The sequence below is a fragment of the Nonomuraea longispora genome (assembly GCF_004348345.1).
In the GTDB taxonomy this organism is placed as follows: Bacteria; Actinomycetota; Actinomycetes; order Streptosporangiales; family Streptosporangiaceae; genus Nonomuraea; species Nonomuraea longispora.
In genome coordinates this window covers 21,810-46,246 of record NZ_SMJZ01000033.1, presented here as the reverse complement: position 1 = coordinate 46,246, position 24,437 = coordinate 21,810, and the positions used below count along the sequence as shown (strand labels likewise).

Annotated in this window: 24 protein-coding genes; 11 read left to right on the top strand and 13 right to left on the bottom strand. The window is 71.0% G+C overall.

Features of this window, described 5'->3' with window-relative positions:
• Positions 1–262 precede the first annotated feature (262 nt).
• The 4 genes from E1267_RS11775 (at position 263) to E1267_RS11760 (ending at position 4,553) form a co-directional block, all read left to right on the top strand.
• Positions 263–1,912, top strand: a complete 1,650-nt coding sequence (locus E1267_RS11775) for an alpha/beta hydrolase (protein ID WP_132332467.1) — start codon at positions 263–265, stop codon at positions 1,910–1,912.
• Between the two features lie 13 nt (positions 1,913–1,925).
• Positions 1,926–2,393 (top strand): GNAT family N-acetyltransferase, encoded by a 468-nt coding sequence (locus E1267_RS11770; protein WP_132332478.1) that lies wholly within the window; start codon positions 1,926–1,928, stop codon positions 2,391–2,393.
• Positions 2,394–2,436: 43 nt separating this feature from the next.
• Positions 2,437–3,039: a dephospho-CoA kinase gene (gene coaE / locus E1267_RS11765; protein ID WP_132332466.1), complete on the top strand. Its 603-nt coding sequence runs from the start codon at positions 2,437–2,439 to the stop codon at positions 3,037–3,039.
• Positions 3,040–3,161: 122 nt separating this feature from the next.
• Positions 3,162–4,553, top strand: a complete 1,392-nt coding sequence (locus tag E1267_RS11760) for a family 43 glycosylhydrolase (RefSeq protein WP_132332465.1) — start codon at positions 3,162–3,164, stop codon at positions 4,551–4,553.
• Between the two features lie 3 nt (positions 4,554–4,556).
• On the opposite strand, the gene E1267_RS11755 is transcribed toward E1267_RS11760, so the two are convergent.
• Positions 4,557–5,375, bottom strand: coding sequence for an SDR family NAD(P)-dependent oxidoreductase (locus tag E1267_RS11755; protein WP_132332464.1), 819 nt, complete (start codon positions 5,373–5,375; stop codon positions 4,557–4,559).
• A gap of 95 nt (positions 5,376–5,470) precedes the next feature.
• Between E1267_RS11755 and E1267_RS11750 the strand changes: the two genes are divergently transcribed.
• Positions 5,471–6,043, top strand: a complete 573-nt coding sequence (locus E1267_RS11750; RefSeq protein ID WP_132332463.1) for a TetR/AcrR family transcriptional regulator — start codon at positions 5,471–5,473, stop codon at positions 6,041–6,043.
• Positions 6,044–6,047: 4 nt separating this feature from the next.
• On the opposite strand, the gene E1267_RS11745 is transcribed toward E1267_RS11750, so the two are convergent.
• The gene (locus E1267_RS11745) at positions 6,048–6,290 is read right to left on the bottom strand and encodes a hypothetical protein (protein WP_132332462.1); all 243 of its coding nucleotides are present in this window, start codon (positions 6,288–6,290) and stop codon (positions 6,048–6,050) included.
• Between the two features lie 174 nt (positions 6,291–6,464).
• Here E1267_RS11745 and E1267_RS11740 point away from each other — a divergent pair, with 174 nt between their 5' ends.
• Complete coding sequence (locus E1267_RS11740) at positions 6,465–7,250, top strand: class I SAM-dependent methyltransferase (protein ID WP_132332461.1); 786 nt, start codon at positions 6,465–6,467, stop codon at positions 7,248–7,250.
• On the opposite strand, the gene E1267_RS11735 is transcribed toward E1267_RS11740, so the two are convergent.
• From E1267_RS11735 to E1267_RS11725, 3 genes are read right to left on the bottom strand one after another with little or no spacing between them, the layout of a single operon-like run.
• Positions 7,247–8,020 (bottom strand): sporulation protein, encoded by a 774-nt coding sequence (locus E1267_RS11735; RefSeq protein ID WP_132332460.1) that lies wholly within the window; start codon positions 8,018–8,020, stop codon positions 7,247–7,249. The genes E1267_RS11740 and E1267_RS11735 overlap by 4 nt on opposite strands.
• A gap of 10 nt (positions 8,021–8,030) precedes the next feature.
• A complete protein-coding gene (locus tag E1267_RS11730; RefSeq protein ID WP_132332459.1) occupies positions 8,031–9,272 on the bottom strand; it encodes an SPFH domain-containing protein in 1,242 nt (413 codons plus the stop codon).
• A gap of 46 nt (positions 9,273–9,318) precedes the next feature.
• Positions 9,319–10,953 (bottom strand): SPFH domain-containing protein, encoded by a 1,635-nt coding sequence (locus tag E1267_RS11725; RefSeq protein WP_132332458.1) that lies wholly within the window; start codon positions 10,951–10,953, stop codon positions 9,319–9,321.
• A gap of 157 nt (positions 10,954–11,110) precedes the next feature.
• On the opposite strand from E1267_RS11725, the gene E1267_RS11720 reads away from it, so the two are divergent.
• Together E1267_RS11720 and uvrB are read left to right on the top strand one after the other, a co-directional pair.
• Positions 11,111–11,344, top strand: a complete 234-nt coding sequence (locus E1267_RS11720) for a helix-turn-helix transcriptional regulator (protein WP_132332457.1) — start codon at positions 11,111–11,113, stop codon at positions 11,342–11,344.
• Positions 11,345–11,380: 36 nt separating this feature from the next.
• Positions 11,381–13,489 carry an excinuclease ABC subunit UvrB gene (gene uvrB / locus E1267_RS11715; protein WP_132332456.1) on the top strand — a complete coding sequence of 703 codons (2,109 nt, stop codon included), beginning with the start codon at positions 11,381–11,383 and terminating at the stop codon, positions 13,487–13,489.
• A 110-nt stretch (positions 13,490–13,599) separates the two neighbouring features.
• Here uvrB and E1267_RS11710 read toward each other — a convergent pair whose 3' ends face one another.
• Positions 13,600–14,469, bottom strand: a complete 870-nt coding sequence (locus E1267_RS11710) for a serine protein kinase RIO (RefSeq protein ID WP_132332455.1) — start codon at positions 14,467–14,469, stop codon at positions 13,600–13,602.
• A 294-nt stretch (positions 14,470–14,763) separates the two neighbouring features.
• Entirely contained in the window at positions 14,764–15,369 is a 606-nt protein-coding gene (locus E1267_RS11705) for a hypothetical protein (RefSeq protein ID WP_132332454.1), read from the bottom strand.
• Between the two features lie 188 nt (positions 15,370–15,557).
• Between E1267_RS11705 and E1267_RS11700 the strand changes: the two genes are divergently transcribed.
• Both E1267_RS11700 and E1267_RS11695 read left to right on the top strand, forming a co-directional pair.
• Positions 15,558–16,364: a glucose 1-dehydrogenase gene (locus E1267_RS11700; protein WP_246063749.1), complete on the top strand. Its 807-nt coding sequence runs from the start codon at positions 15,558–15,560 to the stop codon at positions 16,362–16,364.
• 4 nt (positions 16,365–16,368) lie between these two features.
• Entirely contained in the window at positions 16,369–17,169 is an 801-nt protein-coding gene (locus E1267_RS11695; protein WP_132332453.1) for an alpha/beta fold hydrolase, read from the top strand.
• 40 nt (positions 17,170–17,209) lie between these two features.
• Here E1267_RS11695 and E1267_RS11690 read toward each other — a convergent pair whose 3' ends face one another.
• Positions 17,210–17,815 (bottom strand): DUF4126 domain-containing protein, encoded by a 606-nt coding sequence (locus E1267_RS11690; protein ID WP_132332452.1) that lies wholly within the window; start codon positions 17,813–17,815, stop codon positions 17,210–17,212.
• A 4-nt stretch (positions 17,816–17,819) separates the two neighbouring features.
• Positions 17,820–18,725, bottom strand: coding sequence for a phosphotransferase (locus E1267_RS11685; protein ID WP_132332451.1), 906 nt, complete (start codon positions 18,723–18,725; stop codon positions 17,820–17,822).
• A 68-nt stretch (positions 18,726–18,793) separates the two neighbouring features.
• Here E1267_RS11685 and E1267_RS11680 point away from each other — a divergent pair, with 68 nt between their 5' ends.
• Complete coding sequence (locus E1267_RS11680; protein WP_132332450.1) at positions 18,794–21,157, top strand: GcvT family protein; 2,364 nt, start codon at positions 18,794–18,796, stop codon at positions 21,155–21,157.
• Here the strand turns inward: E1267_RS11680 and E1267_RS11675 are convergent.
• The 4 genes from E1267_RS11675 to E1267_RS11660 form a co-directional block, all read right to left on the bottom strand.
• Positions 21,135–21,893 (bottom strand): GntR family transcriptional regulator, encoded by a 759-nt coding sequence (locus E1267_RS11675; protein WP_132332449.1) that lies wholly within the window; start codon positions 21,891–21,893, stop codon positions 21,135–21,137. The two genes, E1267_RS11680 and E1267_RS11675, sit on opposite strands and share 23 nt — an antisense overlap.
• Before the next feature lie 18 nt (positions 21,894–21,911).
• On the bottom strand, positions 21,912–22,517 hold the full coding sequence (locus tag E1267_RS11670) for a pyridoxamine 5'-phosphate oxidase family protein (protein ID WP_132332448.1): 606 nt from the start codon (positions 22,515–22,517) through the stop codon (positions 21,912–21,914).
• Between the two features lie 84 nt (positions 22,518–22,601).
• Positions 22,602–23,726 carry a nitronate monooxygenase gene (locus tag E1267_RS11665; protein WP_132332447.1) on the bottom strand — a complete coding sequence of 375 codons (1,125 nt, stop codon included), beginning with the start codon at positions 23,724–23,726 and terminating at the stop codon, positions 22,602–22,604.
• A gap of 38 nt (positions 23,727–23,764) precedes the next feature.
• Positions 23,765–24,415 carry an acyltransferase gene (locus tag E1267_RS11660; protein WP_132332446.1) on the bottom strand — a complete coding sequence of 217 codons (651 nt, stop codon included), beginning with the start codon at positions 24,413–24,415 and terminating at the stop codon, positions 23,765–23,767.
• Positions 24,416–24,437 lie beyond the last annotated feature (22 nt).

Genomic DNA, 24,437 nt, shown 5'->3' with positions numbered 1-24,437 from the left:
ATCGCCGAGCGCGGCAACGACATCGTCTCCTGGGAGAGGCGGACAGCCCCAGCCAGATGGTGGCCATGGCGGCGCCGGGCTCGCCTGGTGGGGGGCATACGCGCCGCTTTCCGGACGATCCGCGACGTCGGCCGGGAGGACCTCTGACGGCCTTCGGCGAAGCCGTCCACCTGCCCGCGGAGCGCTGACAGACTGCTGACCTGCGCTGTCGGCACAACTCTGCAGGAGCGGCACGGTGGGCAAGGGTCAGCGAAGGTTGCGGATGACGGTCGTGCCGGCGGTCGTGCTGGCGGTCGTGCCAGGAGCCGTGCCGGCAGTCACCGGCACGGACGGCACACAGGGCGGCGCCCCGGCCGCGACGGGTGTGGGCGTCGCGCCGGTGATGACGGGTGCGGGCGTCGCGGCGGGTGCGGGCGTTGTGCCGGTGGTGACCGGTGCCGGCGTCGCGGCGGGCGCGGGCGGCGGCGGTGCGGCCCGGCAGGAGAAGGGAAGGCGGCGAGAACTGGCCTGGTGGGGCTGCGGGGACGGGTTGCAGTGCGCCAAGCTGTCCGTGCCCGCCGACTGGGCCAGGCGGCGCGGAGCCCGTACCGAGATCGACGTCGCCAGGATGCCCGCGCGGGACCCGCGGCGCAGCCTCGGCCACCTCGTGGTGAACACCGGCGCGACGTCCTCCGTGCAGGACGTGCGGGCCAGGCCCGACACGGTGAGCGAGCTGACGCGGTGGTTCGACGTCGTGATCATGGACTCGCGCGGGTCCGGCGACCGGGACAGCGCGGCGGCCGTACGATGCGCCGTGCCGCCCCCCGACGTGCTGCGGCTGCAACTGGCCCGGCGCCCGGCCGACTGGCGCGCCTACGCCCGCGACAACGCCGCCTACGGCAGGAGCTGCCGCGCCGCCGCGGGCGCCGTCCGGCTCACGCCGTGGCAGGTCGCCCACGACCTCGACGCCCTGCGCGCCGCTCTCGGCGAGGAGCGGCTGCGGTACTTCGGCAACTCCTACGGGGCGGTCCACGGGCAGGCGTACGCGGAGTCGTTCCCGGCCCGCGTGGGGCGGATGTACCTGGAGGGCGTGCCCGATCTCACCGAACCGGTGCCGGAGCGGCGGGTGATCGCCAGGGCCCGCGCGGTGGAGCGCCAGCTCCACACCTTCCGCGACTGGTGCCGTACCCGCCTGGGCTGCCCGCTGGGCCGGGACGACGCCGTGGCGGTCTTCGACGACCTGGCCCGGCGGGTGCCCTTGCCTGCCGGGCAGCGCAGCCCGGTGAACGCCCGCCGGCTTGCCGCGGCCGTGTACGCCGGCCTCACCCTGGAACGCTGGCCCGAGCTGGCCGCAGCGCTGTCGGCGGCCTCGTCCGGCGACGCCGGCCCTCTGGCGTCCCTGGCATTTCCTGCGCCGGCGGACGACGGGCATGGGCAGCCGTCGGCAGGCGTCATCCAGGGCGAGGCGGGATCGGTGTCACGGATGATGATGTGTCAGGACGCGCCCTCATACCGGCAGTACCTCGCCATGGAGGAGCGGTTGCGCGCAGTCGCGCCCCGGGCGGGGTGGCTGAGCGGGAGGCACGAGGCCGGCCGGTGCCTGGGCCTGACGGGGGCGGGGCCGAGCCGGGAACCCAGGCACTCCAGGCCGTACACGGGCAAGCCCGTGCTGGTGGGGGTCGGGCGGCTGGACGTCGAGACGCCCGCATCCGCAGCGGCCCGGGCGGCCAGGCGCATCCCCGGCTCGGTCGTGTTGCGGCACGGCGACGGGCACGACGCCTACCTGCTGCAGGGCGTAGGCAAACTCCGCGCAACCTGCCTGCGCACCCGCGTGCACGACTACCTGGTCAAGGGCGATCTGCCCGCCCGCGGCGTCTCGTGCGGGGGAGCGCTGGTGGAAGGCATGAGCCCGCGGGGCGCGGCCGGAGGGTAAGGTGCTGCGCGTGCTGATCGAACGGGCGGTGGCCGCGGACGCGGGCGAGATCCTCACCGTGCAGCGGGCGGCCTACGTGAGCGAGGCCCAGCTCTACGGCGACCCGTACATCATGCCGCTCGTCGAGTCGCTGGAGCAGATGCGCAAGGCCATCGAGGGCGCCGTCGTGCTGAAGGCCCTCGACGCGGGCAGGATCGTCGGCGCGGTGCGCGGGCAGCTGTCAGGCACGACGTGCGTGGTCGGCCGGCTCGTGGTCGCGCCGGACCGTCAGGGGCAGGGGCTGGGCACGGCCCTGCTGCGCGCCCTGCACGAGGCTGTGCCGCAGGCGTCCGCGTTCGACCTGTTCACGGGCCATCTGTCGGAGGGCAACGTACGGCTCTACCGCCGCCTCGGCTACCGGGAGACGCACCGCGAGCGGATGGACGATCACCTGACCCTGGTGCACCTGCGCAGGCCCGCGGATCCCTCGCCCCCGCCGTGACCACCGGCTCCGTGCCCGCGCAGCGGCCGATAGGCTCGGGTGCGTGTTGACGACAGGGCTCACCGGCGGGATCGGTTCGGGCAAGAGCGAGGTCTCCAGGCGGCTCGCCGCCAGGGGCGCCATGGTGATCGACGCCGACAAGATCGCGCGTGAGGTGGTCGAGCCGGGCACCCCGGGCCTGGCCAAGGTGGTGGCCACGTTCGGCGACGAGGTGCTCCACCCGGACGGCTCGCTCGACAGGCAGCGGCTCGGGTCCGTCGTGTTCAACGACGCCGAGCGGCTGGCCGAGCTCAACGCGATCGTCCATCCGCTGGTGGGGGAGCGGGTGGAGGAGCTGCGCAGGCAGGCGCCCGACGACGCGATCGTGGTCTACGACGTGCCCCTGCTGGTGGAGAACAACCTGGCTTCGATGTACGACGTCGTCATCGTCGTCGACGCGGCCGACGAGGTGCGGGTCAGGCGGCTCGCCGAGCACCGGGGCATGCCCGAGGCCGACGCCAGAGCCCGCATCGCCGCCCAGGCGAGCCGGGAGGAGCGGCTGGCGGCGGCCGACATCGTCGTGCCGAACGAAGGCTCCCTGGACGAGCTGGACGCCCGCGTGGCGGAGGTCTGGGACGAGCTGACGAGACGCGCCGCACACGACTGAGCACGGGCGGGCCGCCCCGCGGGAGCCGCGCCCGGGTGAGGGTCGTTCCAGGGCGTTGACGGGCTGACCACGATCCATGACCATCGGAAAGATCCCTCGACAGGTTTCGTGGAAGGACCCCGATGCCGCGCTTGTCCGCCGTCTTAGCCGCGACCCTCATCGTCCTCATGGGCATCTTCCCCGGCGCCGCCGCCGGGAGCGCAGCGACGCAGTCGTTCCGCAACCCCGTCAACCCAAGCGCCGACCCCAGCCTGATGTACCACGACGGCGACTACTACGTGGCCACCACGCGCGGCGACCGGATCGGCATCTGGAAGTCGCCCAGCCTGGCCACCCTGCTGTCGGCGCCCGAACAGGTGGTGTGGCGCGACAGCGACCCCAGCCGCGACACCCAGATGTGGGCGCCCGCCTTCCGCCATGTCGGGTCCCGCTGGTACGTCTACTACACCGCCTCCGACGGGGTCGACGCCAACCACCGCATGTACGTGCTGGAGTCCGCAGGCGACGACCCGATGGGCCCGTACACCTTCAAGGCCAAGATCGCCGACTTCGGCGAGTACGCGATCGACGGCGAGCCGATCACCCACAACGGGCAGCAGTACTTCGTCTGGGCCGGTCCGGGCCGCGGCATGGGCGGCCCGGCGCAGCTCTACATCGCCCGCATGAGCAACCCGTGGACGGTCACGGGCGGCAGGGTCGCCATCCCTGCCGACGGCGGCTGCACCGAGGTGCGGGAGGGGCCGACCCCGCTCTACCGCAACGGCAGGACGTTCCTGACCTACTCCACCTGCGACACGGGCAAGCCCGACTACCAGCTGTGGATGAAGAGCGTCGCGGACGGCGCCGACCCGATGGTGGCCGCCAACTGGCGTCAGCATCCGGGGCCGGTGTTCTCGCGCAACGACGCCACCGGCGTGTGGGGGCCGGGTCACCATTCGTTCTTCCGATCGCCCGACGGCACCGAGGACTGGATCGCCTACCACGGCAAGAACACCAGCACCTACACCTACGACTTCCGCACCACCCGCGTCCAGAAGTTCACCTGGAAAGCCGACGGCACGCCGGACTTCGGCCGCCCGCTGGCCGCCGGCGCCACGCAGGACCTTCCTTCCGGTGATCCCGGCGCGGCCACCTCGGTGATCAACGACACCGACCCGGAGGTGTCCTACTCCGGCGCGTGGCAGTCGGGCTCCGGCTGCGGCAACCAGTGCTTCTGGAGCGACGACCACTGGAGCGGCGAGGCCGGCGCGAGCGCCACCGTCACGTTCACCGGCACCCGTGCGGCCCTGCTGAGCGTGCGCGACCGCGGCAACGGCATCGCGGCGATCTCCATCGACGGCGGCCCCGAGCAGCGCGTCGACTACTACAGCGCCATCCGGGTCGGCGAGCAGCTCAACTACCTGAGCCCGGTCCTGCCGCCCGGCCGGCACACGCTGCGGGTCCGTGTCACCGGCGAGAAGAACCCCGCCTCGGGGAGCACCGTGATCAGCATGGACCGGATCGAGGTGTACTGAGCCTCACGGCCGCAGCACGTGGGCGGTCCGCTCGTACAGCCGGCGCGCGTCACCCGGATCGAGGGTCGGCAACGACGGGTCGATCGGGGTGCGCCGGTCGTAGGCGAGCAGGCCGCGGCCCGGCGCGTCGTCCATGAGCTCGATGATCGGCTGGATGCTCTTCTCGATCGGCTGGGCGAAGAACCTGGCCAGCACCTTGACCACGGCCTTGGCCGGCCCGCCGAGACTGTCGGCGCCGCTGTCGGTGAAGCCCGGGTGGTGCAGGAGGAAACGCGTACGCCCGCCCGGATGGCCGGCGGAGTAGGCGACGCCGAGGAGGTCGGTGGCGCGGCCCGCCTGGAGCACGGCCTTGATATGGCCGAAGCCGTTCCTGAGCGACAGGTCGTCCCAGTGGATGCGGCCCTTGGTGACGCCGACGCCGCACACGCTGACGATCATCGGGTTCTCGCCCTTCTCCAGCAGCCCGGTCAGGCCGTAGCCGAGCACCGTGCGGCTGACGTAGTAGAGCGCGAAGGTGGCCTCGAAGCCGTCGGGGGTCTCGACCCGCCGGGGAAAGTGCCGCATCGCGGTGAGGACGAGCCCGTCCAGTGACTCGTGCCGCGCCGTGATCTCCTTGATCACTCGTACGTTCTCCGCGACCGAGGTCAGGTCGGCCTGGACGAACGCGGTCCGGTCGCCGGCGCGGGCCGCCTGGTCGAGGAACCGCCGCCCCTTCGCGGGGTCGCTGCCGATGATCGTCACCTGGTCGCCGCGCCGCAGGAAGTGGCGGGCCAACCCTCTTCCCATACCGGCTGTGCCACCCGACACGACATATGTCCGCATATTTCTCCCTCAAGTCATCGAACGCTGATTTGAGGGAACGTAACACACCATGGCCGTACAATGTCAACGGTCGATGACTACGAGGGGAGTCCCGCGTGCGGAAGAGAGACCGGGAGGCCACCAAAGCGCGCCTGCTGGAGGCCGCCAGGCTGCGCTTCGCCCGCGAGGGCTACGACGCCACGAGCGTGCGCGACATCGCCGGGGACGCCGGCGTCGACGCCGGCCTGATCTTCCGCTACTTCGGAAACAAGAAGCGGCTCTTCGACGAGGCCACCGCCGACATTCCCGCCGACCTGCTCGACGGTCCGGAGGAGGAGCTGGTCGCCCGCATGGTGCGTTCGGTGATCTTCGCCGACTGGACCCGCTACGGTGGCGAGCACCCGCTGGTCGCCATGCTGCGCTCCTCGGCCCACGAGGACACCAGGCAGCGCATCCGGGAGGAGGTCTGCACCACCTACGTCAGCGCGCTGGAGAACCTGGCCGAGGGCGACGACGCCGAGCTGCGGGCGGAACTGCTCAGCGCCTGGCTGGTCGGCATCGGCATCCTGCGCTCGGTCGTGGCCACCCCTGCGCTGGCCAAGGCCGACCTCGACGACCTCGCCCCGCACGTGGCGGCCGTGGCCGCGGGCCTGCTGGGCCGTCCCATGTCGGGCACCACCGACGCGTGACGGGTCAGGCGGCTGCCAGCATGTAGGCGCCTGCGACCGCGTCCAGCGCCCAGCGCATCCGCCTCACGTAGGTCTCGGGATGGTCGCCGGCCTCCTGCGCCACGTACGCCGCGCACCGGGCAAGGTCGCCGCCGCACGCGCACAGCCGCTCGTCCACGGTCTCGCGGATCTGGACGGGGGACAGTCGGTCCGACGGCTGCAGGGAGGTCGCGAAGAGCACCTGGGCCAGCTCGGTCGTGGTGAACATGTCGGGCTCCTCTCACACGTGCCGTCGCCGGCACCCTCTAAATAGACATCGAACGGCGGCGGAACTCATCGACATACGACACACAACGGGTGTGGATTTTTCCTCAGACACCCGGCCGTGGCGGGCGGAAAATGCGTCGAGCCCGGACAGCGGCCGCACGTAGGATCGGGCGGCATGATCATGGATCCGGACGTCCGCGCCTACTACGAGCGCGGCGGAGAGCTGACCCGGCTGCGCGAGGGGCGCGGCCGGCTGGAGTTCCACCGCACGCGCGACGTGCTGCGCCGCACCCTGCCCCCGGCGCCCGCGCGCGTGCTCGACGTGGGGGGCGGCGCCGGCGTGCACGCCGAATGGCTGGCGGCCGACGGGTACGCCGTCGAGGTGATCGACCCGGTGTCCCTGCACGTCAAGGAGGCGGCGGCGCTGCCGGGGGTGAGCGCGCGGCTCGGCGACGCCCGCGACCTGCCGGTCCCCGGCGGCCAGGCCGACGCGGTGCTGCTGCTGGGGCCGCTCTACCACCTGCCGGAACGCGCCGACCGTGTCAGGGCGCTGGCCGAGGCACGGCGTGCCACCCGGCCGGGCGGCACGGTCGCCGCCGCCTTCATCAGCAGGTACGCGGCGCTGCACGACAGCGTCTACCACGGGACGTTCACGCAGGAGTCCGCGCGGGCCGCCGACTACCGCTCCGTCGACACCGGGACGATCATCTCACCCGTCGAGACGGGATTCCGCGGCTACCTGCACACCCCGGAGGAGATCCCCGGCGAGTTCGCCGACGCCGGGCTGCCCGAGCCGCGCCGCTACGGCGTGGAAGGCGTGTTCTGGCTCTACGGTGACGTGAACGCCTGGCTGGACGACGACGGGCGGCGTGAGCTGCTGCTCGACGCCGCCCGCAGGGTCGAGTGCGAGCCGTCGCTGCTCGGGGCCAGCGGTCACCTGCTGGCCGTGACGCGGGTCTAGAACCACCCGCGGTGGCGGGCCATCTTCTCCAGCCCGCGCTCCAGGGCCTGCTCCGCCGCGCCGGACGAGTCGTCGTACCGGACGGTGAACCGGTTGTAGGCGTCATGGCCTGAGGTCAGGAAGCCGCCGCGCTTGTCGGCCTCCAGAATGACGTCCATCCGGCCGGGCCCGGCGATGAACGTCATTTCCAGCTCGTTGAAGTAACGCCGCCACTTGCCGCCGGCGTAGTACTCGATCTCCTGGAAGAACGGCATCGTCGAGCCGTACAGCGTGCCGCGCTCCAGGTCGGCCTTCTTGAACCGGAAACCCATCCGGTCGAGCGCGGCGATCAGGTGCTCCTGGGCGGGCAGCGGGCTGACGAACAGCGGGTCGAGGTCGCCCTTGTCGAGCGCGCCCGCCAGCGCCAGCTCCGTCTGCACGCCGAGCCTCATCCCGCGCAGCGGCTGCCCCGCGATGGCGCTGATCGGCGTCTCCCACGGGATGGTCACCTCGAACGGGTGCTGGTGCTGCGCGCCCGCTTCGAGCTGGAACGGGCCCGACACCTGCTGGCGCAGGAAGCTGTAGGTCGACTTGTACTCACTGTCGCCCGACTCGACCTCCACGACGGCCGTCAGGTCGATGTGGATGCCCTCGACCTTGTAGGCCGCCTTGCCGCCGCGGAAGTGCACGACTCCGCGCAGCACCTCGCCGGGGCGTACTCCCGTGTTGGTCAGCACCGTGTCAACCTCGACGCCCGCGCCGAACGCGGCCATCAACTTGCGGAACACCATGGGGGTTCTCCTATGAGGAAGGTGTGTGGCCGTTCACGTGGCCGGAACCCGTGCCCGAGATGCGGGGGAGCAACTGGGCCAGGAGGAGGGTGGAGAGCGCGGAGTCCGACTGCCCCTGCTGGGTGCGTACGACCAGCGGCTGGGGCGCGTTCTCCGCCAGTTTCGCGCCCACGTCGAGGCGCTTGCGAGCCAGCTCGTACTGCAGCACCGCCCGGTTGTCCCGGTACGACTCGGCCAGCCGGCGCAGCGCCTTGGCCTCGTTCTCGGCGGCGGTGAGCTCGGCCCTGCCGCGCGCCTCGATCTCCCACGTCACCCGCTGCGCCTCGGTCTCCTGCTCCTCCAGCATGCGCGCCACGTCCTTGCGCGCGGTGTTGTGGGCGGCCTTGACCTCGACCACGCGGGCGTCACGGGTCTTCTTGGAACGCTCGATCTCCATGAGCAGCGTGTCGATGCGGCGCTTGCGGGTCAGCTCCCACTCGCGCTCGTACGCCGACATCTCCTTGGCCACCTTCTCCCGGGTGGACAGGTGCTGCTGGTACTGGTCGGGCAGTTGGACGTCGGGGATGTTGGCGCCTGTGATGCGCACGCCGTACCTGCCGAGCTGGCGGTTGAGCGCGTCCTGCATGTCGCCGACGTCGGAGCCGCGCAGGTCGTACGCACGCTCGGTGTGGACCCTGCGGCTGCGCTGCCTGATCGCGTCCTGCACCGCGCTGGAGAGCACCAGGTCGAAGTTGCCCGCGCCGATCGTCCGGACGAACGCGACCGGGTCCACGATGCGGAACTTCAGGAAGAACTCGATCGACTTCAGCGGCACGTTCTCGGCCGTGGGGCAGGCCACGATCGGCGCCGAGTAGGGGATCTCGGTCGAGGTGTCGACGACCGCGTCCACCCGGTCCCACGGCAGCCAGAGGTAGTGGCGGCCGGGGGGCAGCGTGCTGGTGATGGCGCCCCAGCGGCTGCGTACGCCGGTGGTGCCCTCCTCGATCTCGATGATCGCCTTGCGCCACATCGTGAGCAGCGCCAGGCCCAGGAAGACCAGCGCCGCGAGCGCGGCAATGATCGTGAGGTCGGTCAGCGCGGCCATGCCGGCGCAGTAGAGCGCCAGGAACACCAGCGCCATCCAGGCGAAGCCGCGGCGGTCCTTGGGGATCACGACGGGGACGAGCTGGCCCTGCTCGCCGCCGCGCAGCAGCTGGCGGATCTCGCCCCAGGAGGCCAGTGACTCCTTGATCTTCGAGAATTCCCTGCTCATCGGCCGCTCACCCGCTCCTCATCGACACGTCGGTTCGGCTCTCTCCTCACAGGAGCTCACTTCCCTGGGCCCGGCCGCCGCCCGGCAGGAGGCGTTCGACGGTGCGTTCGAGCTCCGGGTCGGGTTTCGGCGGCTCCACGGACTCGCCCACGTCGGCGGCGGCCTTCTTGAGCAGGGCGACGATCTCGTCCTCCCGGCCCGCGACGCGCGCGCCGATCTCGTCGAGCCTGGAGCGGATGGCGGCCATGTCCTCGGGGGAGAACAGCACCGCGCCCTTCCCGCCCACGAGCTGCTGCGCCAGGGCCAGGAAGTCGATGTCGGTGTGCTCGCCCACCTGCACCACCTGCGGCATCCGGGCCGAGACGGACTCCAGCTTGGTCAGCAGGTCCTGCTGGAAGCGGTAGTCGAGGATCTCGGGCGCCTCCGCGGCCGACAGCGCCCTGATGTCCAGCGCCTGCGCCTCCAAAAGCGCGGCGTTGGCGTTGGCCGTGGACTCGGCCTCGACCAGCCGCTGCCTGGCCTGCGCCGTGGCCTGGTGGGTGGCGCGTTCGAGCGCCGTGTCCATGCGGGCCTGGTAGCCGGCGATCTCGGCCTGGATGGCGCTCAGCGTCTCCTGCAGCGTCGCCAGCTCCTTGACCAGGTCACCTTCGTTCTGCTCCTTGCGCAGGTTGAGCTCGTACTCGTAGGTGTAGGCCTCCTTGGCGACGCGGACCATCTCCGGGGCTGCCAGGTCCATGCGGTATTCCTGGCTGGAGGGCTCGGCGTGCGTGATGTTCACGTCGGTGAGGCGTACGGCGGGCAGGAACTGCTGGTTGAGACTCTCCAGCATGCCCACGGTGCTCTCGCCCACCAGGTCGTAGATATCCTCGGCCCGCTGGGCGTAGATGAGGGAGCGGGTGACCTCGCTGATGGCGTTCTGCAGCTTGGACTGGAAGCCGCTGACCGAGCCCAGCACGAAGATGAACTCGGCCGGGTTCTCGATCCTGAACTGCAGGAACAGGTCGACGCTCGCCTTGACGCCCTGCTGGGTCGGCGCTTCGCTGATCGGCGCGTTGAACGGGTATTCGCGCGTGGTGTTGACGATGTAGCTGACCCGCTTCCACGGGTTGAACAGCGTCACCCGGCCGGGGTCCGCGATGTGCACCAGCTTGCCGAACTTGGTGATCAGCGCCTTGCAGCCCTCCGGCACCATCACCACGCTGCGCCGCCACCACAGGAACACCGCGGCCAGGACCAGTACGAACCAGTAGTGCGGGCCGAAGATCAGGTCGGTGTTCGGGATGACGTTGCCCAGCGCGCCGATCAGGCCCAGCACCACGAGGATGCCGAGGGGCACGATCACCTTCGCGGTGCTGCCCTTGGGGATCACCACGGGCGAGATGACGTGCATGCCGTTGTCGGCGAAGCTGCGGTTGACGATCTCGCCGGCCTCGTTCAGCGACGCCGTCCTGGCCTCGATGAGCGTGCCGATCGACGCGCCGCCGTCACGGGCGGCCGCGAAGTCGTGCGGGTTCAGCGCGAAACTCTGTGCCTGGCCTTCTTGGAGCCGGCCCTGAGGCCCCACCTGGCCGGCGAACTGCTCCGCGGCCTGACCCACTGCCTGGCGTACGTCACCCCCTTGCGCCACCGCTTGGGCTATGCCCTGACCTGCTTGGCGTAGTGCCTCTCTGGGACGTGACATTGAACCTTCCTTTTCCGCTACAGGCGATTTCGACCGTATCGGGTATGACTTGCTGATCGCTTGCAGTGCGGCATCACATATGTATTGCTGTTCGTAGCAGGTGTGCTGCTTGTGTACGGCACGTACTACTACGCCGGTGCCGCAGGCAAGGGAGTCGATGAGCGAGACCGTCCACAACCGCATCGCGTTGCTGCGTGCGGAGCGGGACGTGACCCGCAGGCAGCTCGCCGACGCCCTGGGCGTCCACTACCAGACCGTCGGATATCTCGAACGCGGCGAGTACAGCCCCAGCCTCCACCTCGCGCTGCGCATCGCCGCGTATTTCGAGGTGCCCGTCGAAGTGGTCTTCTCCACCAGCCCGTTCCCGAGGATCGGCGAGTGGTCCGCATGACGCTTTCTGTCAGTCCGGCCGCCTACAGTGGGCACTATGCGACCGGTCACAGATTTGCAGCGGAAGGTGGCGCCCTTCGAGGTCGTCACCGAGATGACTCCCTCCGGCGACCAGCCGACGGCCATCGCCGAGCTGGAGCACCGCGTCAAGGCCGGAGAGAAGGACAGCGTGCTGCTGGGCGCCACCGGCACCGGCAAGACGGCCACGATCGCCTGGCTGATCGAGCGCCTGCAGCGGCCCGCTCTCGTGATGCAGCCCAACAAGACCCTGGCCGCGCAGTTCGCCAACGAGCTGCGCGAGATGCTGCCCAACAACGCGGTCGAATACTTCGTCTCCTACTACGACTACTACCAGCCTGAGGCCTACGTCCCGCAGAGCGACACCTACATCGAGAAGGACTCCTCGATCAACGACGAGGTCGAGCGCCTGCGCCACTCGGCGACCAACTCGCTGCTCACCCGGCGCGACACCATCGTGGTCGCCTCCGTGTCGTGCATCTACGGCCTGGGCACGCCGCAGGAATACGTCGACCGCATGGCCAGGCTCCGCGTCGGGATGGACGTCGACCGCGACCAACTGCTGCGCCGCCTGGTCGACATGCAGTACACCCGCAACGACCTCGCCTTCACGCGGGGCACGTTCCGGGTGCGCGGCGACACGATCGAGATCATCCCGAAATACGAAGAGCTGGCCGTGCGCATCGAGATGTTCGGCGACGAGATCGAGAAGCTCTGCACCATGCACCCGCTGACCGGCGAGATCATCACCGAGGACGAAGAGCTCTACATCTTCCCCGCCTCCCACTACGTCGCGGGTGAGCAGCGCATGGCGGCCGCCGTGGCGGGCATCGAGGCGGAGCTGGCCGAACGCCTGTCGGAGCTGGAGCGGCAGGGCAAGCTGCTGGAGGCGCAGCGGCTGCGCATGCGCACGACGTACGACATCGAGATGATGCGTCAGATCGGCACCTGCTCCGGCATCGAGAACTACTCGCGCCACATGGACGGCCGCGAGGCCGGCAGCGCCCCCAACACGCTGCTCGACTACTTCCCCGAGGATTTCGTCCTGGTGCTCGACGAGTCCCACCAGACCGTGCCGCAGATCGGCGCCATGTACGAAGGCGACGCCTCGCGCAAGCGCACGCTGGTCGAGCACGGGTTCCGGCTGCCGTCGGCGCTCGACAACCGGCCGCTCAAGTGGGAGGAGTTCCTGGAGCGCATCGGGCAGACGGTCTACCTGTCGGCCACTCCCGGGCCCTACGAGCTGGGCCGGGTCAAGGGCGAGGTCGTCGAGCAGGTCATCCGCCCGACCGGCCTGGTCGACCCCGAGATCGTCGTCAAGCCCACCAAGGGCCAGATCGACGACCTGGTCCACGAGATCCGCGAGCGGGCCGAGCGTGACGAACGCGTCCTGGTCACCACGCTGACCAAGAAGATGTCGGAAGACCTGACCGACTACCTCCTGGAGCTCGGCATCCGGGTCCGCTACCTCCACAGCGAGGTCGACACGCTGCGCCGCATCGAGCTGCTGCGCGAGCTGCGCACCGGCGAGTTCGACGTGCTCGTCGGCATCAACCTCCTGCGCGAGGGTCTCGACCTGCCCGAGGTCTCGCTGGTGTCGATCCTCGACGCCGACAAGGAGGGCTTCCTCCGCTCGGAGACGTCCCTGATCCAGACCATCGGCCGCGCCGCCCGTAACGTCTCCGGCCAGGTCCACATGTACGCCGACAAGGTCACCCCGTCGATGGAGCGGGCGATCGACGAGACCAACCGGCGCAGGGCCAAGCAGATCGCCTACAACGAAGCCAACGGCCTCGACCCGCAGCCCCTGCGCAAGAAGATCGCCGACATCCTCGACTCGCTGCAGCGCGAGGACGCCGACACCGACCGGCTGCTCGGCGGGGGCCGCCAGCAGTCGCGCGGCAAGGCACCGGTGCCCGGCTTCGCCGCCCGGCAGGCCGGCCAGCACGCCAAGGCCATCGCCGGCGACATGCCGAGGGCCCAGATGGAGTCCCTGATCGACTCACTGACCGAGCAGATGCACCAGTCGGCGGCCGACCTGCAGTTCGAGGTGGCCGCCCGGTTGCGCGACGAGATCAAGGAGCTGAAGCGCGAACTGCGCGACATGCGCGAGGCCGGCGTCGAATGACCACCCGCGTCGAATAACCACCCACCCCCCGCGCCCGCCTCGGGGGAGGCACTGGGCGCAGGGGACCGCGTCACCGGGGCGGGCCCGCGGCGTCGCACGGGTGGAGGCGGTCACATGCGGGCTTCCCGCCGCAGGAGGGTGGCGAGCCCGTCGGGGGAGGCTGCTGTGACGCCCTTGGCGGCGAACCAGGTGGCGACGTTGCGCGCGTCGCGGTCGAGGAACGACGGACCCGCCGGATGCGCGATCACGTCCACGATCTGCGGAAGGTCGATGATGACCAGCCTGCCGTCGTGCACCAGGAGGTTGTACGGCGACAGGTCCCCGTGGGCCAGCCCTTCCCCGGCCAGAGTGAGCATGGCCGTGACCAGCTGCTCCCACAGGTCGTCCAGATCATCGCTCACCTGGGCGAGCCGCGGCGCCGCGAAGCCGTCCCGCGTGCCGATGAACTCCTGGAGGATCTCCGTCCCGACGATCTGCACCGGGTACGGCACCGGCACCCCGAGCTCCCACAGCCGGCACAGCGCCGCGAACTCGGCCACCGCCCACTGACCGGCGATCACCTGCTTGCCGAAGGCCGTGCGGTTGGCCATGGCACGGTTCATCCGGCTCTCGCGGGTGCTGCGGCCCTCCAGATAGCCGGCGTCGCGGTGGAACAGGCGGTGGTCGGACGACCGGTAGCGCTTGGCGGCGAGCAGGCACTCCCGGTCGGTGCCGGGCACCCCGCGGGAGATGAGGTGGACATCGGCTTCCTTGCCGGTCTTGAGCACGCCGTACTCGGTGTCGACGGCGGCCAGCTCCGTGACCAGCCAGTCAGGGTAGGGCCGGGGGCCCTTCTCGGTGGGCGTGCTCTGGTCCCAGGTGGACCAGCGATCACCTTCGGGAGGGCCGTCGTCGGTCTCGGGCGTGCTCTCCAGCCAGGCGATGTCGTCGGCGTCGAGGGCGTGCTTGCCGCGGCGGCGGTGTTGCGAGTGCTTCGGCACGGTGGGATTGCTCCAGAAGTGAGGCCCACCGGCTCGTCGGTCAGGTCAGCGACCGCCCGGTGGGAAGGTGTGAGGACGCGGAAAACGGCACGCGGACAATCGTCATCACGGTCTCACCCTCCCTCCGTGTCGCTGCGATCAACTCGCCCTCGACTATGCCGATGCGTCCCGCGCGCCGCAACCGAATAAACGCGGCTCGCGGTGCGGGCAGGGATGGCCCCTGGCCAGAACGGGGTGGATATCGCCGTGCGGCAGCGGTTCGAGAGGCATTCATTGTGTCACCAGGAGCGAGAGTCAGGGTTCGTTCCTGCGTTCCTCCACCGTGCGGCGGTAGAGGTCGTCGATCTCGTCGAGCGGGTCGGGGTCGCGGCGGCGGGCCTCGATCTCCAGGTCGGTGCGGGAGGTCAGGTCGGCGATGCCCGACGCGGTGTGGTGGACCTGGTCGTTCAGCAGGCCCGTGCGGATGCGGGCGCACGTGGCCGTCAGCGTGGCCTGGTGCTGCCGGAGCCGGTCGAGCGTGACGTGGTCGACGTAGGAGGACACGCGCTGCTGCTGGGCGAACATCGCCAGCTGCTCGTCGTGCGTGTCGACGTGCTTGGTCAGGTCGGCCATGATGCGCGGCAGGTCGCCCAGCCCCCACCCCTGGCGCTGGGCCTGGTCGACGGCCTGGCGGGTGAGGGTCATCTCGCGGCGCAGGTCGAGCCGGAGACGCTCGATCTCCGCGGCCTCGCCCGAGCCCATCGCGTTGACGTGCGTGGTGATCCGCGTCGTGGCCTCCCTGGCCTTGACCGCGGCCTTCTTTCCCAGCTTGACGAGCACATAGATGCCGACGCCGCCCAGCAGAAGGAGGAACGCCAGGATCACCAGGGCGATGAGAAGGATTTCGCTGATCTCCGCCACCTCCTGTTGGGGTTGATGATGTGAAGGATAGTGCGGCCGGGCGGGTTCGGGGCGCCTGGCCATGACCGCTCTTGATCGATCACTTTGGCCTGTGTTTCAGTTCACCATCGGCATCGGTCGCCGGGCAGCGCGTCACGCCCGCAGGCGACGCGGCCAGAGGCGTTTGTGCGGCAGAAGGGAACAGGGCGGTGCTTGAGGACAAGGTTGTGATCGTCACCGGCGGTGCGAGGGGGATGGGAGCCGCGACGGCACGGCGGTGTGTCGCGGCGGGGGCACGGGTGGTGCTCACGGATGTGCTCGTTGACGAGGGTACGGCCACGGCCAAGGAGGTGGACGCCCGGTTCATCGCCCACGACGTGCGGGACGAGGACCAGTGGGCGGCGGTGGTGGCCAAGACGTTGGACGAACACGGGCGGATCGACGGGCTGGTGAACAACGCGGGCATCGCCACCATGCTGATGATCGAGCAGCAGCCGGCCGAGGAGTTCGAGAACGTGCTGCGGGTCAACCTGCTCGGCGTGTTCCTGGGCCTCAAGGCGGTCGTGGAACCCATGCGGGAGTCGGGCGGCGGCGCGATCGTGAACCTGTCGTCGGTCGCGGGGCTCAGCGCCCTGCCCGGCACGGGCGGCTACGGCGCCTCGAAGTGGGGGGTACGCGGGCTGACCAAGATCGCGGCGTTGGAGTTCGGGCGGCACCGCATCCGGGTCAACTCCGTACATCCCGGGATGATCGTCACACAGATGACCGAGCCGATCGGCGCGGTCTCCGGAGAGGGGACCTTCCCTCTCGCGCCGGCCGGGCGCTGGGGTGAGCCGGAGGAGGTCGCGGAGACGATCACATTCCTGCTGTCCGACGCGGCCTCGTACGTGACGGGCGCCGAGCTGGCCGTCGACGGAGGGCTGACGGCGGGGGAGGCGGCGCTGCTGATGCGTCCCGACAGGAGCCGCATGGAGGAGAACCGGCAGGACGGCGGCCGGCCGCGAGAGGAGCGGTAGGCCGGTGCCGTACGCCGACGTCGGGGAGGATGTCCGGCTCTTCTACACCGATGACGGTGACGGACCGCCGCTGCTGCTCGTGCACGGGTGGGGCGCCGACTCGCACCAGTGGTCGTGGCACATCGACGCGTTCGCCGCCCGGCACCGCGTGATCGCCGTCGACCTGCGCGGGCACGGTTATTCGTCGGTGCCGGCGACCGGCAACACGCCCCGCGCGATGGCCGGGGATCTGCACGCCCTGCTCGCCGGCCACCTCGGAGTCCCCCAGGTGGTCGCGGTCGGCCACTCGATGGGCGCCCAGGTGGTGTCCGTCCTCGCCGTAGAACATCCGGCGCGGGTCCGCGGGATCGTCGCCGTCGACCCCGGCTACGGCATGACGGCGGACATCGCCGCCGGTTTCCCCCAGATGATCGCGGGCCTGCGCGGCGAGCACGCGCACACGGTCGCCGAGCAGATCGACGAGTGGTGCACGAACGCCGCCACCCCCGCCGTCATCAGGCGCTGGCACAAACGCCGGCTGTACGGCATGCCGCCGCACGTGCTGGCGGAGGCGTTCGAGGCGATGTTCACCGGTCCGGAGGCGATCGGGGTGCGGCCGGCCTCCGACGACTACCTGGCGCGCAGGGGGTGCCCGGTGTTGTCGATCTGGTCGGATCCGGAACGGGCACGCTGGGAGGCCGCGCTGCTGCGGGATCCGGCTTCGAAGGTGGTGTGCTGGGAGGGGTCGGGCCACCGGCTGCACGAGGAGCGGGCAGCCGAGTTCGTGCACCTGGTGGAGAGGTGGGCGCGCCGCCTGGGGTGGTGAGAGGGCCGCGTGCGGGGGCGGACGTGACGGGGAGCGGGCGTCAGGCCGGGTGACGGCGCCCTGCCGCCCGTCCGCGGGCGCGGCGGCGGCGTACCTTTCTGATGAGCCACCAGCCGAGGACGGCGAGCAGCAGCAGCGCGACGATCACCAGGACGGGCAGGAAGATCGCGATCAGGCTCATCCCGAGCGAGCCCGCGTCCTCCGCCGCGCTCACGACCGGCGCGCCGGTCCCGGCCGTGCCGACGTTGATCACCGGCCGGGCGGTGGTCTTGACCACGTGTACGGCCAGCGCCGTCACGATGCCAAGTAACCAACCGGCCCACGGGTGCTCGGCCGTCCACGTCGAGTGGTCGAGCTCGGCTGCGGCGCTCGTGGCGGAGAACACCACGCCTCCCGACGCCGGGCGGATCACGGTCTGGATGGCGTCGTTGACGCTGTCGACGGCGGGAACCTTGTCGAACACCGTCTCCACGACCAGCAGCACCGCGATCACGGCCAGCACGCCCCAGTTGGACAGCCAGCCGTAGCCGTCGGGGAGCTTCACGGCGTCGGTGACGTTGGCGAGCACGCCCACGACGAGGAGCGGGATGTAGGCGTTGAGCCCGGCGGCCGTGGACAGGCCCAGACCGGTCAGAGCGGCGAGCATGCCCCTAGTCTGCCCGGGCCGCGTCGTCCATGAGGCCGGCCAGCGCGGGACCGGTGAACTCGGCCACCGCCCGGTCGTACTTCTCCATGCCCCACGACCAGAAGTCGAAGTCGATGGTCTCGTTCACGCTGTCCTGGATGGAGGCCCAGAGCGTCCAGCCGTACTTGGACATGAGGCCGAGCAGGCGGGCGCGGGCGATCTTGTGGCGGAGCGGGCGGCCGTAGTACGCGGTGACGAGCGCCTCCAGGTGGCCCGGCGGCAGGTCGGACTCGCTCCAGATGTTGCCGAGCTCGAAGCAGGGGTCGTTGTTGCCGGCGTATTCGTAGTCGATCAGCCAGAGGCGCCGGCCGTCGTCGAGGATGTTCCCCGGCAGAAGGTCGTTGTTACACGGAACCGTGCCCTCCTCCCGTATAGCCAGACATTTCCGGATGTCGGCAACGATGGGCATGAAGTCGAGATAGCGGGCCGGAAGCCGGAAGCCGCGTTCCTGGACGATCTGCAGATAATGCCGCTGCACGTCGAACATGTCGAAGTCGCTCACGAACCGGGGTCCGGCGTGCAGCCGCCGGCACACCTCCGCCACCCTCGGCAGGTTGGCCGGATCGTGCAGATCCGCCTCGGTGAACGTGCGCGCGTCGATGTAGCCCACCACCAGCACTCCCTGACCGGGCAGGTAGGCGTGCACCGGCGCGCCGACCCCCGCGCGGGCCGCGGCGACGGTGTTGGCGTGCTCGGCGTCCCTGTCGATGGCCAGCAGCGCGCCGTCGCCGGCCGACACGCGCACGACATACGACCCGCCGGGCGTGCTCACCTTATAGTTGCGATTGGTCAGCCCCCCGGGCAGCTCCTCCACGGCTCGTGGCATGCCGGACAGCAGGGGGATGCGGTCGAGGACCCGGGCAACGGCCATGGTCGATGCTAGCTCCACCTGCGTAAACGGTCTAGACCTTTTGGGGTACGGCGATTAGCCTCGCGACCATGAGCGACTCGGCCCGCATCGTGGTCATCGGGGGCGGGGTGGGCGGCACGTCCGTCGCCTGCCACCTCACCCAACTAGGCGAACGCGACGTCGTCCTGCTGGATCGGGACGAGCTCACCAGCGGCTCCACCTTCCACTCCGCGGGCCTGGTCGGGCAACTGCGTTCGGACCCGACGCTGACCCGGATGAACCAGTACTCCGTCGAGCTCTACCGCACCCTCGACGCCGGCTGGACGGAGTGCGGCGGCATCAAGCTGGCCTCCACCCCCGAGCGCATGGCGGAGATCCGCCGCCAGATCGGCTGGGCGCGCACGTTCGGGCTGCCGCTCCAGGAGATCTCGGTGGCGGAGGCCGTGGAACTGTTCCCCCTCATGGACCCCGAAGGAGTCGTGGGGGCCGCGTACCTGCCGACGGACGGGCAGGTGGACCCCTCCCAGCTGTGCTATGCGCTGGCCGCGCGCGCCCGCGAGGGCGGGGCGAGACTGCGCACCAGGACCCGCGTCCTCGGCATCACCACCGCGCGCGGCCGGGTCACCGGTGTGCGCACCGACCAGGGCGACATCGACTGCGAGATCGTGGTCAACTGCGGCGGCATGTTCGCCGCCGAGATCGGCCGCATGGCCGGCGTACGCGTCCCGATCGTCCCGATGTCCCACCAGTACGTGGTGACCGACGCCTGCCACGACCACACCGCCCTGCCCACGCTGCGCGACCCCGACCTGCTCGTCTACTACCGGCAGGAGGTGCAGGGCCTGGTCATGGGCGGGTACGAGCGCACGTGCGCCCCCTGGACGGCCGGCCCCGGCACCTTCGACGCGGTGCCCCCCGACTTCAACGGCCGCCTGCTGCCCGAGGACTGGGCGAGATTCGAGGAGATCTCCGACAACTCCAGGATCCGCGTGCCGGCGATGGCCGACGTCGGCATCCGCAAGCTGATCAATGGGCCCGAGGCGTTCACCCCCGACAACGAGTTCTGCCTCGGGGAGACGGAGGTGGGCGGGTTCTTCGTCGCGGCCGGGTTCTGTGCCCACGGCATCGCCGGCGCGGGCGGCATCGGCAAGGTGATGGCGGAGTGGATCGTCGAGGGCGAGCCGGCCATGGACGTCCGGCACATGGACATCCGCAGGTTCAGCAGCCACTACCGCTCGCCGTCGTACACGCTCAAGCGCGCGGTCGAGAACTACGAGACGTACTACGACATCCGCTACCCCGGCCACGAGCGGTCGGCGGGGCGGCCGCTGCGGGTCTCGCCCGCGTACGCGTGGCACCAGAGCCACGGGGCCGTCTTCGGCGAGAAGGCGGGCTGGGAGCGGGTCAACCACTACGCGGCCAACGAAGCCGGCGGGGACGACGGCGAGCGCCCCGCCGGCTGGGCGGGCCGTGCGTGGTCGCCCGCGACCGGGGCCGAGCACCGGGCCACGCGCACGGCCGCCGGGCTGTTCGACGAGAGCTCGTTCGCCAAGATCGAGGTCACCGGTCCCGAGGCGGCCGCACTGCTGGAGTGGGTATGCGACAACCGGGTCGCCCGCGAGGTCGGCGCCGTCACCTACACCCAGGCGCTCAACCGGCGCGGCGGCATCGAGTGCGACTTCACCGTCACCCGGCGCGGCGAGGAGGAGTTCCTCGTCGTCACCGGCACCGCGTGCGGCACGCACGACCTCGGCTGGCTGCGCAAGCAGGCCGCGCTCACGGGCTCGGCCGCCAGGATCGCCGACGTCACCGGCCGGTACGCCTGCTTCGCCCTGTGGGGACCGCGCGCCCGCGAGATCCTGTCCGGACTCACTCCCGACCCGCTCGGCTTCCCGTTCATGTCGTCACGTGAGCTCACCGTGGGGGACGTGCCGGTGCTGGCGCTGCGGGTGACGTTCGTGGGGGAGCACGGCTGGGAGCTCTACTGCTCCAGCGAGTACGGGCTCGCGCTGTGGCGGACGTTGTGGGAGGCGGGCGAGCCGCACGGGATGGCGGCCTGCGGCTACCACGCCATCGACAGCCTCCGGCTGGAGAAGGGCTACCGGGTGTGGGGCGCCGACATCGGGCCCGAGACGACGCCGTACGAGGCCGGGCTGGGGTTCTGCGTCAAACCGGACAAGGAGTTCCTGGGCAGGGACGCCCTCGATCCCGATCCTGGGCGGCGGCTGCGCTGCGTGACGCTGAGCGACCCGAGGGCGGTCGCGCTCGGCAACGAACCGGTCAGGGCGGACGGCCAGGTGCTGGCCCGCGTCACCTCCGGCGGGTACGGCTACACCGCCAGGGAGTCGATCGCCTACGCGTACCTGCCGGTCGAGCCGGGCGCCGAGGTGGAGATCGAAGTGGAGGGCGCCTGGGTGCCGGGCACGGTGGTCAAGGCCCCGCTGGTCCCGTGACTCCGCTGCGCACCGAGATGCGCACCCGGTCGGGGCGGAACAGGTCTCGGGCGAACTCCGCGGGCCGGCCGCCGGCCGCGTAGGCCGTGCGCTCGATCAGCATGAGCGGCGCCCCCGGCGTCATGCCCAGGTCGGCGGCCTCGGACGGGCGGGCGATCACCGGGTCGAGCCGCTCGACCGCCGTGCGCGGCGCCAGGTCGTAGCGCTCGGCCAGCAGCGTGTAGAGGGAGCCGGTGAGGTCCTGGTCGAGCAGGCCGGGCAGGTCGGGGAAGTAGGAGCGTTCGAGCGCCAAGGGCAGGCGCCCGGCTGAGCGCACCCTGGCCACCTCGTGCACCGGCGAGCCGGGAGGGACCCGCAGCGCCCTGGCCACCGCCGCGGGCGCGGGCACGGTCGCCGCCACCAGGACGCGCGCCTCGGCCCGCAGGTGCGCCCGCCGGATCTGCTCGGTGAACCCCGTCAGCCCGGTCAGGTCGCACTCGATGCGCGGCTCGGCCACGAACGCGCCGCCCGCCCTGCCGGGCACCCTGACGAGCACGCCGTCGCGTTCCAGCGTGGCCAGCGCCTGCCTGAGCGTCATCCTGCTCACGCCGAGCCGCCCGGCCAGCTCGCGCTCGCCGGGCAGCCGGTCGCCCGGCGCCAGCTCGCCACTGGAGATGGACTCGAGCAGCCACCGCTCGATCTGCACGTGCGCGGGGAGGCCGGAGCCGCGCTCCAGCCGAGGCGGTGTCCCGACCACACGCGCATCGTAGCCCGGTCAGCCCTCGGCGGCCTTCCGCGGCCCCGAGGCGGGCAGGGGCAGCGGCAGGGCGGGCAGACCGTCGATGCTGGTGGCGACGTGCTCCTTACGGGAGAAATAGGCGTTGAGCGACTCGTCGTCCTCCCGCGCGAACCGCTTCGCGTGCAGGTCGCGGTCCTGCTCGTACGACATGAGCGGAACCGCGTAGCCGCACGTGTCGCGGATCAGCTCGGCGCGGACGACCACGATCGCCCGTAGCCCGTGCGCGCCGGTGTCGACCGCGGGGAAGCGGGCGACCAGCCCGGCCCACCTGGGATCGTCCCTGAACACGGGCTCGCCGCGACCGTGCACCCGCACGATGGTCGGCGGCCCGTCGAAGGCGCACCACATCAAGGTGATGCGGCCGTTCTCGCGCAGGTGGGCGACGGTCTCCGCGTTGCTGCCCGCGAAGTCGAGATAGGCCACCGTCAGCTCGTCGAGAACCATCAGCGAACCGCTCACCCCCTTGGGGGACAGATTGATCGTGCCGTCGCCGGCGAGGGGCGCGGTCGCCGTGAAGAACACGGGCTGCGCCTCGATGAACGCCCGCAACCTGGCGGTGATGCCGTCGTACGTCTTGCCCACGGAGTCCCCGTCCTCGTGTGAAGGAACGCGGCGCGCGACCACGAGCCGCCGGGCCCCATTCTCGCCGACCGGCTGTCACGGGCCTCACCCGGACAGGCGCCTGAGCCGCTCCACCGCCTCGCCGAACTCGCTGACCAGGTCGTAGACCACCTGCCGGGCCGGCTTGACCTGGTCGAGCTGGCCCACGACCTGCCCCACGTAGTAGTTGACCAGCTCCACCGCCCCCGGCTCGCCCTTCTCCGCCGCCGCCGCGATGCGCGCCATGGCCCCCTCGGCCACCAGGAGCTGCAGCGGCATCCCCAGCGGGCCGGGGCTCTCCTGGCTGGAGTCCCACTCGTCGGTCCAGGCCGACCTGAGCTGCCTGGCCGGCTTGCCCGTGCGGGACCTCGACCTGACCGTGTCCAGCGACGAGGCCGCCAGGAACTTGCGCCTGACGGCGGGCGGCGTCTCCGCCTCCTCCGTCGTGAGCCAGACGGAGCCGCACCACACGCCGTCCGCGCCGAGCGCCATGGCCGCGGCCATCTGCCGGCCCGACGCGATCCCGCCCGCCGCGAGCACCGGCACCGGCGCCACCGCGTCGACGACCTGCGGCACCAGCACCATCGTGGAGATCTCGCCGGTGTGCCCGCCCGCCTCGGTGCCCTGCGCCACGATCAGGTCGGCGCCCGCCGCGACCTGCCTGCGCGCGTGCTCGACCGTGCCGACCAGCGCGGCGACCGGCACGCCCGCCTCCTTGGCCCTGGCCACCATCTCGGGCGGCGGCGGGCCCAGGGCGCTGGCGATCAGCCCGATGCGGTGCTTGAGCGCGACGTCGATCAGCCCCGTCGCCCCCGCCGCGGTCACCCGCCGGCCGAACTCGTCGGCCACCGCCGTCATCGGCTGCGGGGCCGCGCCCACGCCGTACTTCGTCAGCAGGTGGGTGACGAAGTCGCGGTGCCGCTCGGGGATGAAGTCCATGAGGTGCGCGCGCCGGTCGAGCACCGAGGCGTCCACCTTGCCGGGGACGAGCACGTCGACGCCGTACGGCCGGCCGCCCACCCGCTCGTCGATCCAGGTGAGCTCGGTGTCGAGCTGGTCGGGCGAGTACGCGATGGCGCCCAGCACCCCGAAGCCGCCCGCGTTGGTCACCGCGGCCACCACGTCGCGGCAGTGGCTGAAGGCGAACAGGGGGAACTCGATGCCCAGGCGCTCGCAGATGGCGGTTCGCATGAGGTGACGCTAACCGGCAGAAGGATGTTCGGTCCAGATCAGGATCCGCTGTCGGCCAGGACGGCCTCCGGCGCGTGCCAGCCTAACTCGGGCGTGTAGCCGCGTACCCGCTTGGCCGGCACCCCCGCCACCACGCTGTGGTCGGGGAACTCGCCGCGCACCACCGCGCCCGCGGCCACCACGCACTGGCGGCCGAGCGTCGTGCCGGGCAGGACGATCGCGCCCGCGCCCAGCCACGAGCCCGAGCCGATCGAGACCGGGCTGTTGCGCGGCCACTGCCTGCCGATCGGCACGTCGGGGTCGTCATAGACGTGGTTCTGGTCGGTGATGTAGACGTACGGGCCGGTGAAGACGTCGTCGCCCACGTCGATCGACTGGTGGGCCACGACGTGCGTCCCCCGGCCGATCGAGCAGCCGCCGCCGATGCGCAGGATCGACGCCGGGCCGAGGTCCACGCCGGGGCCCATGCCGCACGAGAGCGACACCCGCTCGCCGATCAGCGTGTGGTCGCCGATCTCGATCCACTGTTCGCCGAAGATCGCGCCAGGGGGGAACGCGATGCTGACGCCGTCACCGAGCCGGCGGAACCGGTGGCCCGCCGGGCTCCCCGGAGTGATCGCGCCCGCGTGGCGGATCGCCCGGTAGGCACGGTGAATCAGTGCGCCCGTCGCCCGGCGTACTAGTGACATAAAGTCCAAAGCTACCCTCAGG

Excerpts from the sequence above, each read along its gene's own strand:
- E1267_RS11775 (WP_132332467.1), top strand. The coding sequence starts at position 263 with ATGACGGTCGTGCCGGCGGTCGTGCTGGCGGTCGTGCCAGGAGCCGTG.
- E1267_RS11760 (WP_132332465.1), top strand. The coding sequence starts at position 3,162 with ATGCCGCGCTTGTCCGCCGTCTTAGCCGCGACCCTCATCGTCCTCATG.
- E1267_RS11755 (WP_132332464.1), bottom strand. The coding sequence starts at position 5,375 with ATGCGGACATATGTCGTGTCGGGTGGCACAGCCGGTATGGGAAGAGGG.
- E1267_RS11745 (WP_132332462.1), bottom strand. The coding sequence starts at position 6,290 with ATGTTCACCACGACCGAGCTGGCCCAGGTGCTCTTCGCGACCTCCCTG.
- E1267_RS11740 (WP_132332461.1), top strand. The coding sequence starts at position 6,465 with ATGATCATGGATCCGGACGTCCGCGCCTACTACGAGCGCGGCGGAGAG.
- E1267_RS11735 (WP_132332460.1), bottom strand. The coding sequence starts at position 8,020 with ATGGTGTTCCGCAAGTTGATGGCCGCGTTCGGCGCGGGCGTCGAGGTT.
- E1267_RS11730 (WP_132332459.1), bottom strand. The coding sequence starts at position 9,272 with ATGAGCAGGGAATTCTCGAAGATCAAGGAGTCACTGGCCTCCTGGGGC.
- E1267_RS11725 (WP_132332458.1), bottom strand. The coding sequence starts at position 10,953 with ATGTCACGTCCCAGAGAGGCACTACGCCAAGCAGGTCAGGGCATAGCC.
- E1267_RS11720 (WP_132332457.1), top strand. The coding sequence starts at position 11,111 with ATGAGCGAGACCGTCCACAACCGCATCGCGTTGCTGCGTGCGGAGCGG.
- uvrB (WP_132332456.1), top strand. The coding sequence starts at position 11,381 with ATGCGACCGGTCACAGATTTGCAGCGGAAGGTGGCGCCCTTCGAGGTC.
- E1267_RS11690 (WP_132332452.1), bottom strand. The coding sequence starts at position 17,815 with ATGCTCGCCGCTCTGACCGGTCTGGGCCTGTCCACGGCCGCCGGGCTC.
- E1267_RS11685 (WP_132332451.1), bottom strand. The coding sequence starts at position 18,725 with ATGGCCGTTGCCCGGGTCCTCGACCGCATCCCCCTGCTGTCCGGCATG.
- E1267_RS11680 (WP_132332450.1), top strand. The coding sequence starts at position 18,794 with ATGAGCGACTCGGCCCGCATCGTGGTCATCGGGGGCGGGGTGGGCGGC.
- E1267_RS11665 (WP_132332447.1), bottom strand. The coding sequence starts at position 23,726 with ATGCGAACCGCCATCTGCGAGCGCCTGGGCATCGAGTTCCCCCTGTTC.
- E1267_RS11660 (WP_132332446.1), bottom strand. The coding sequence starts at position 24,415 with ATGTCACTAGTACGCCGGGCGACGGGCGCACTGATTCACCGTGCCTAC.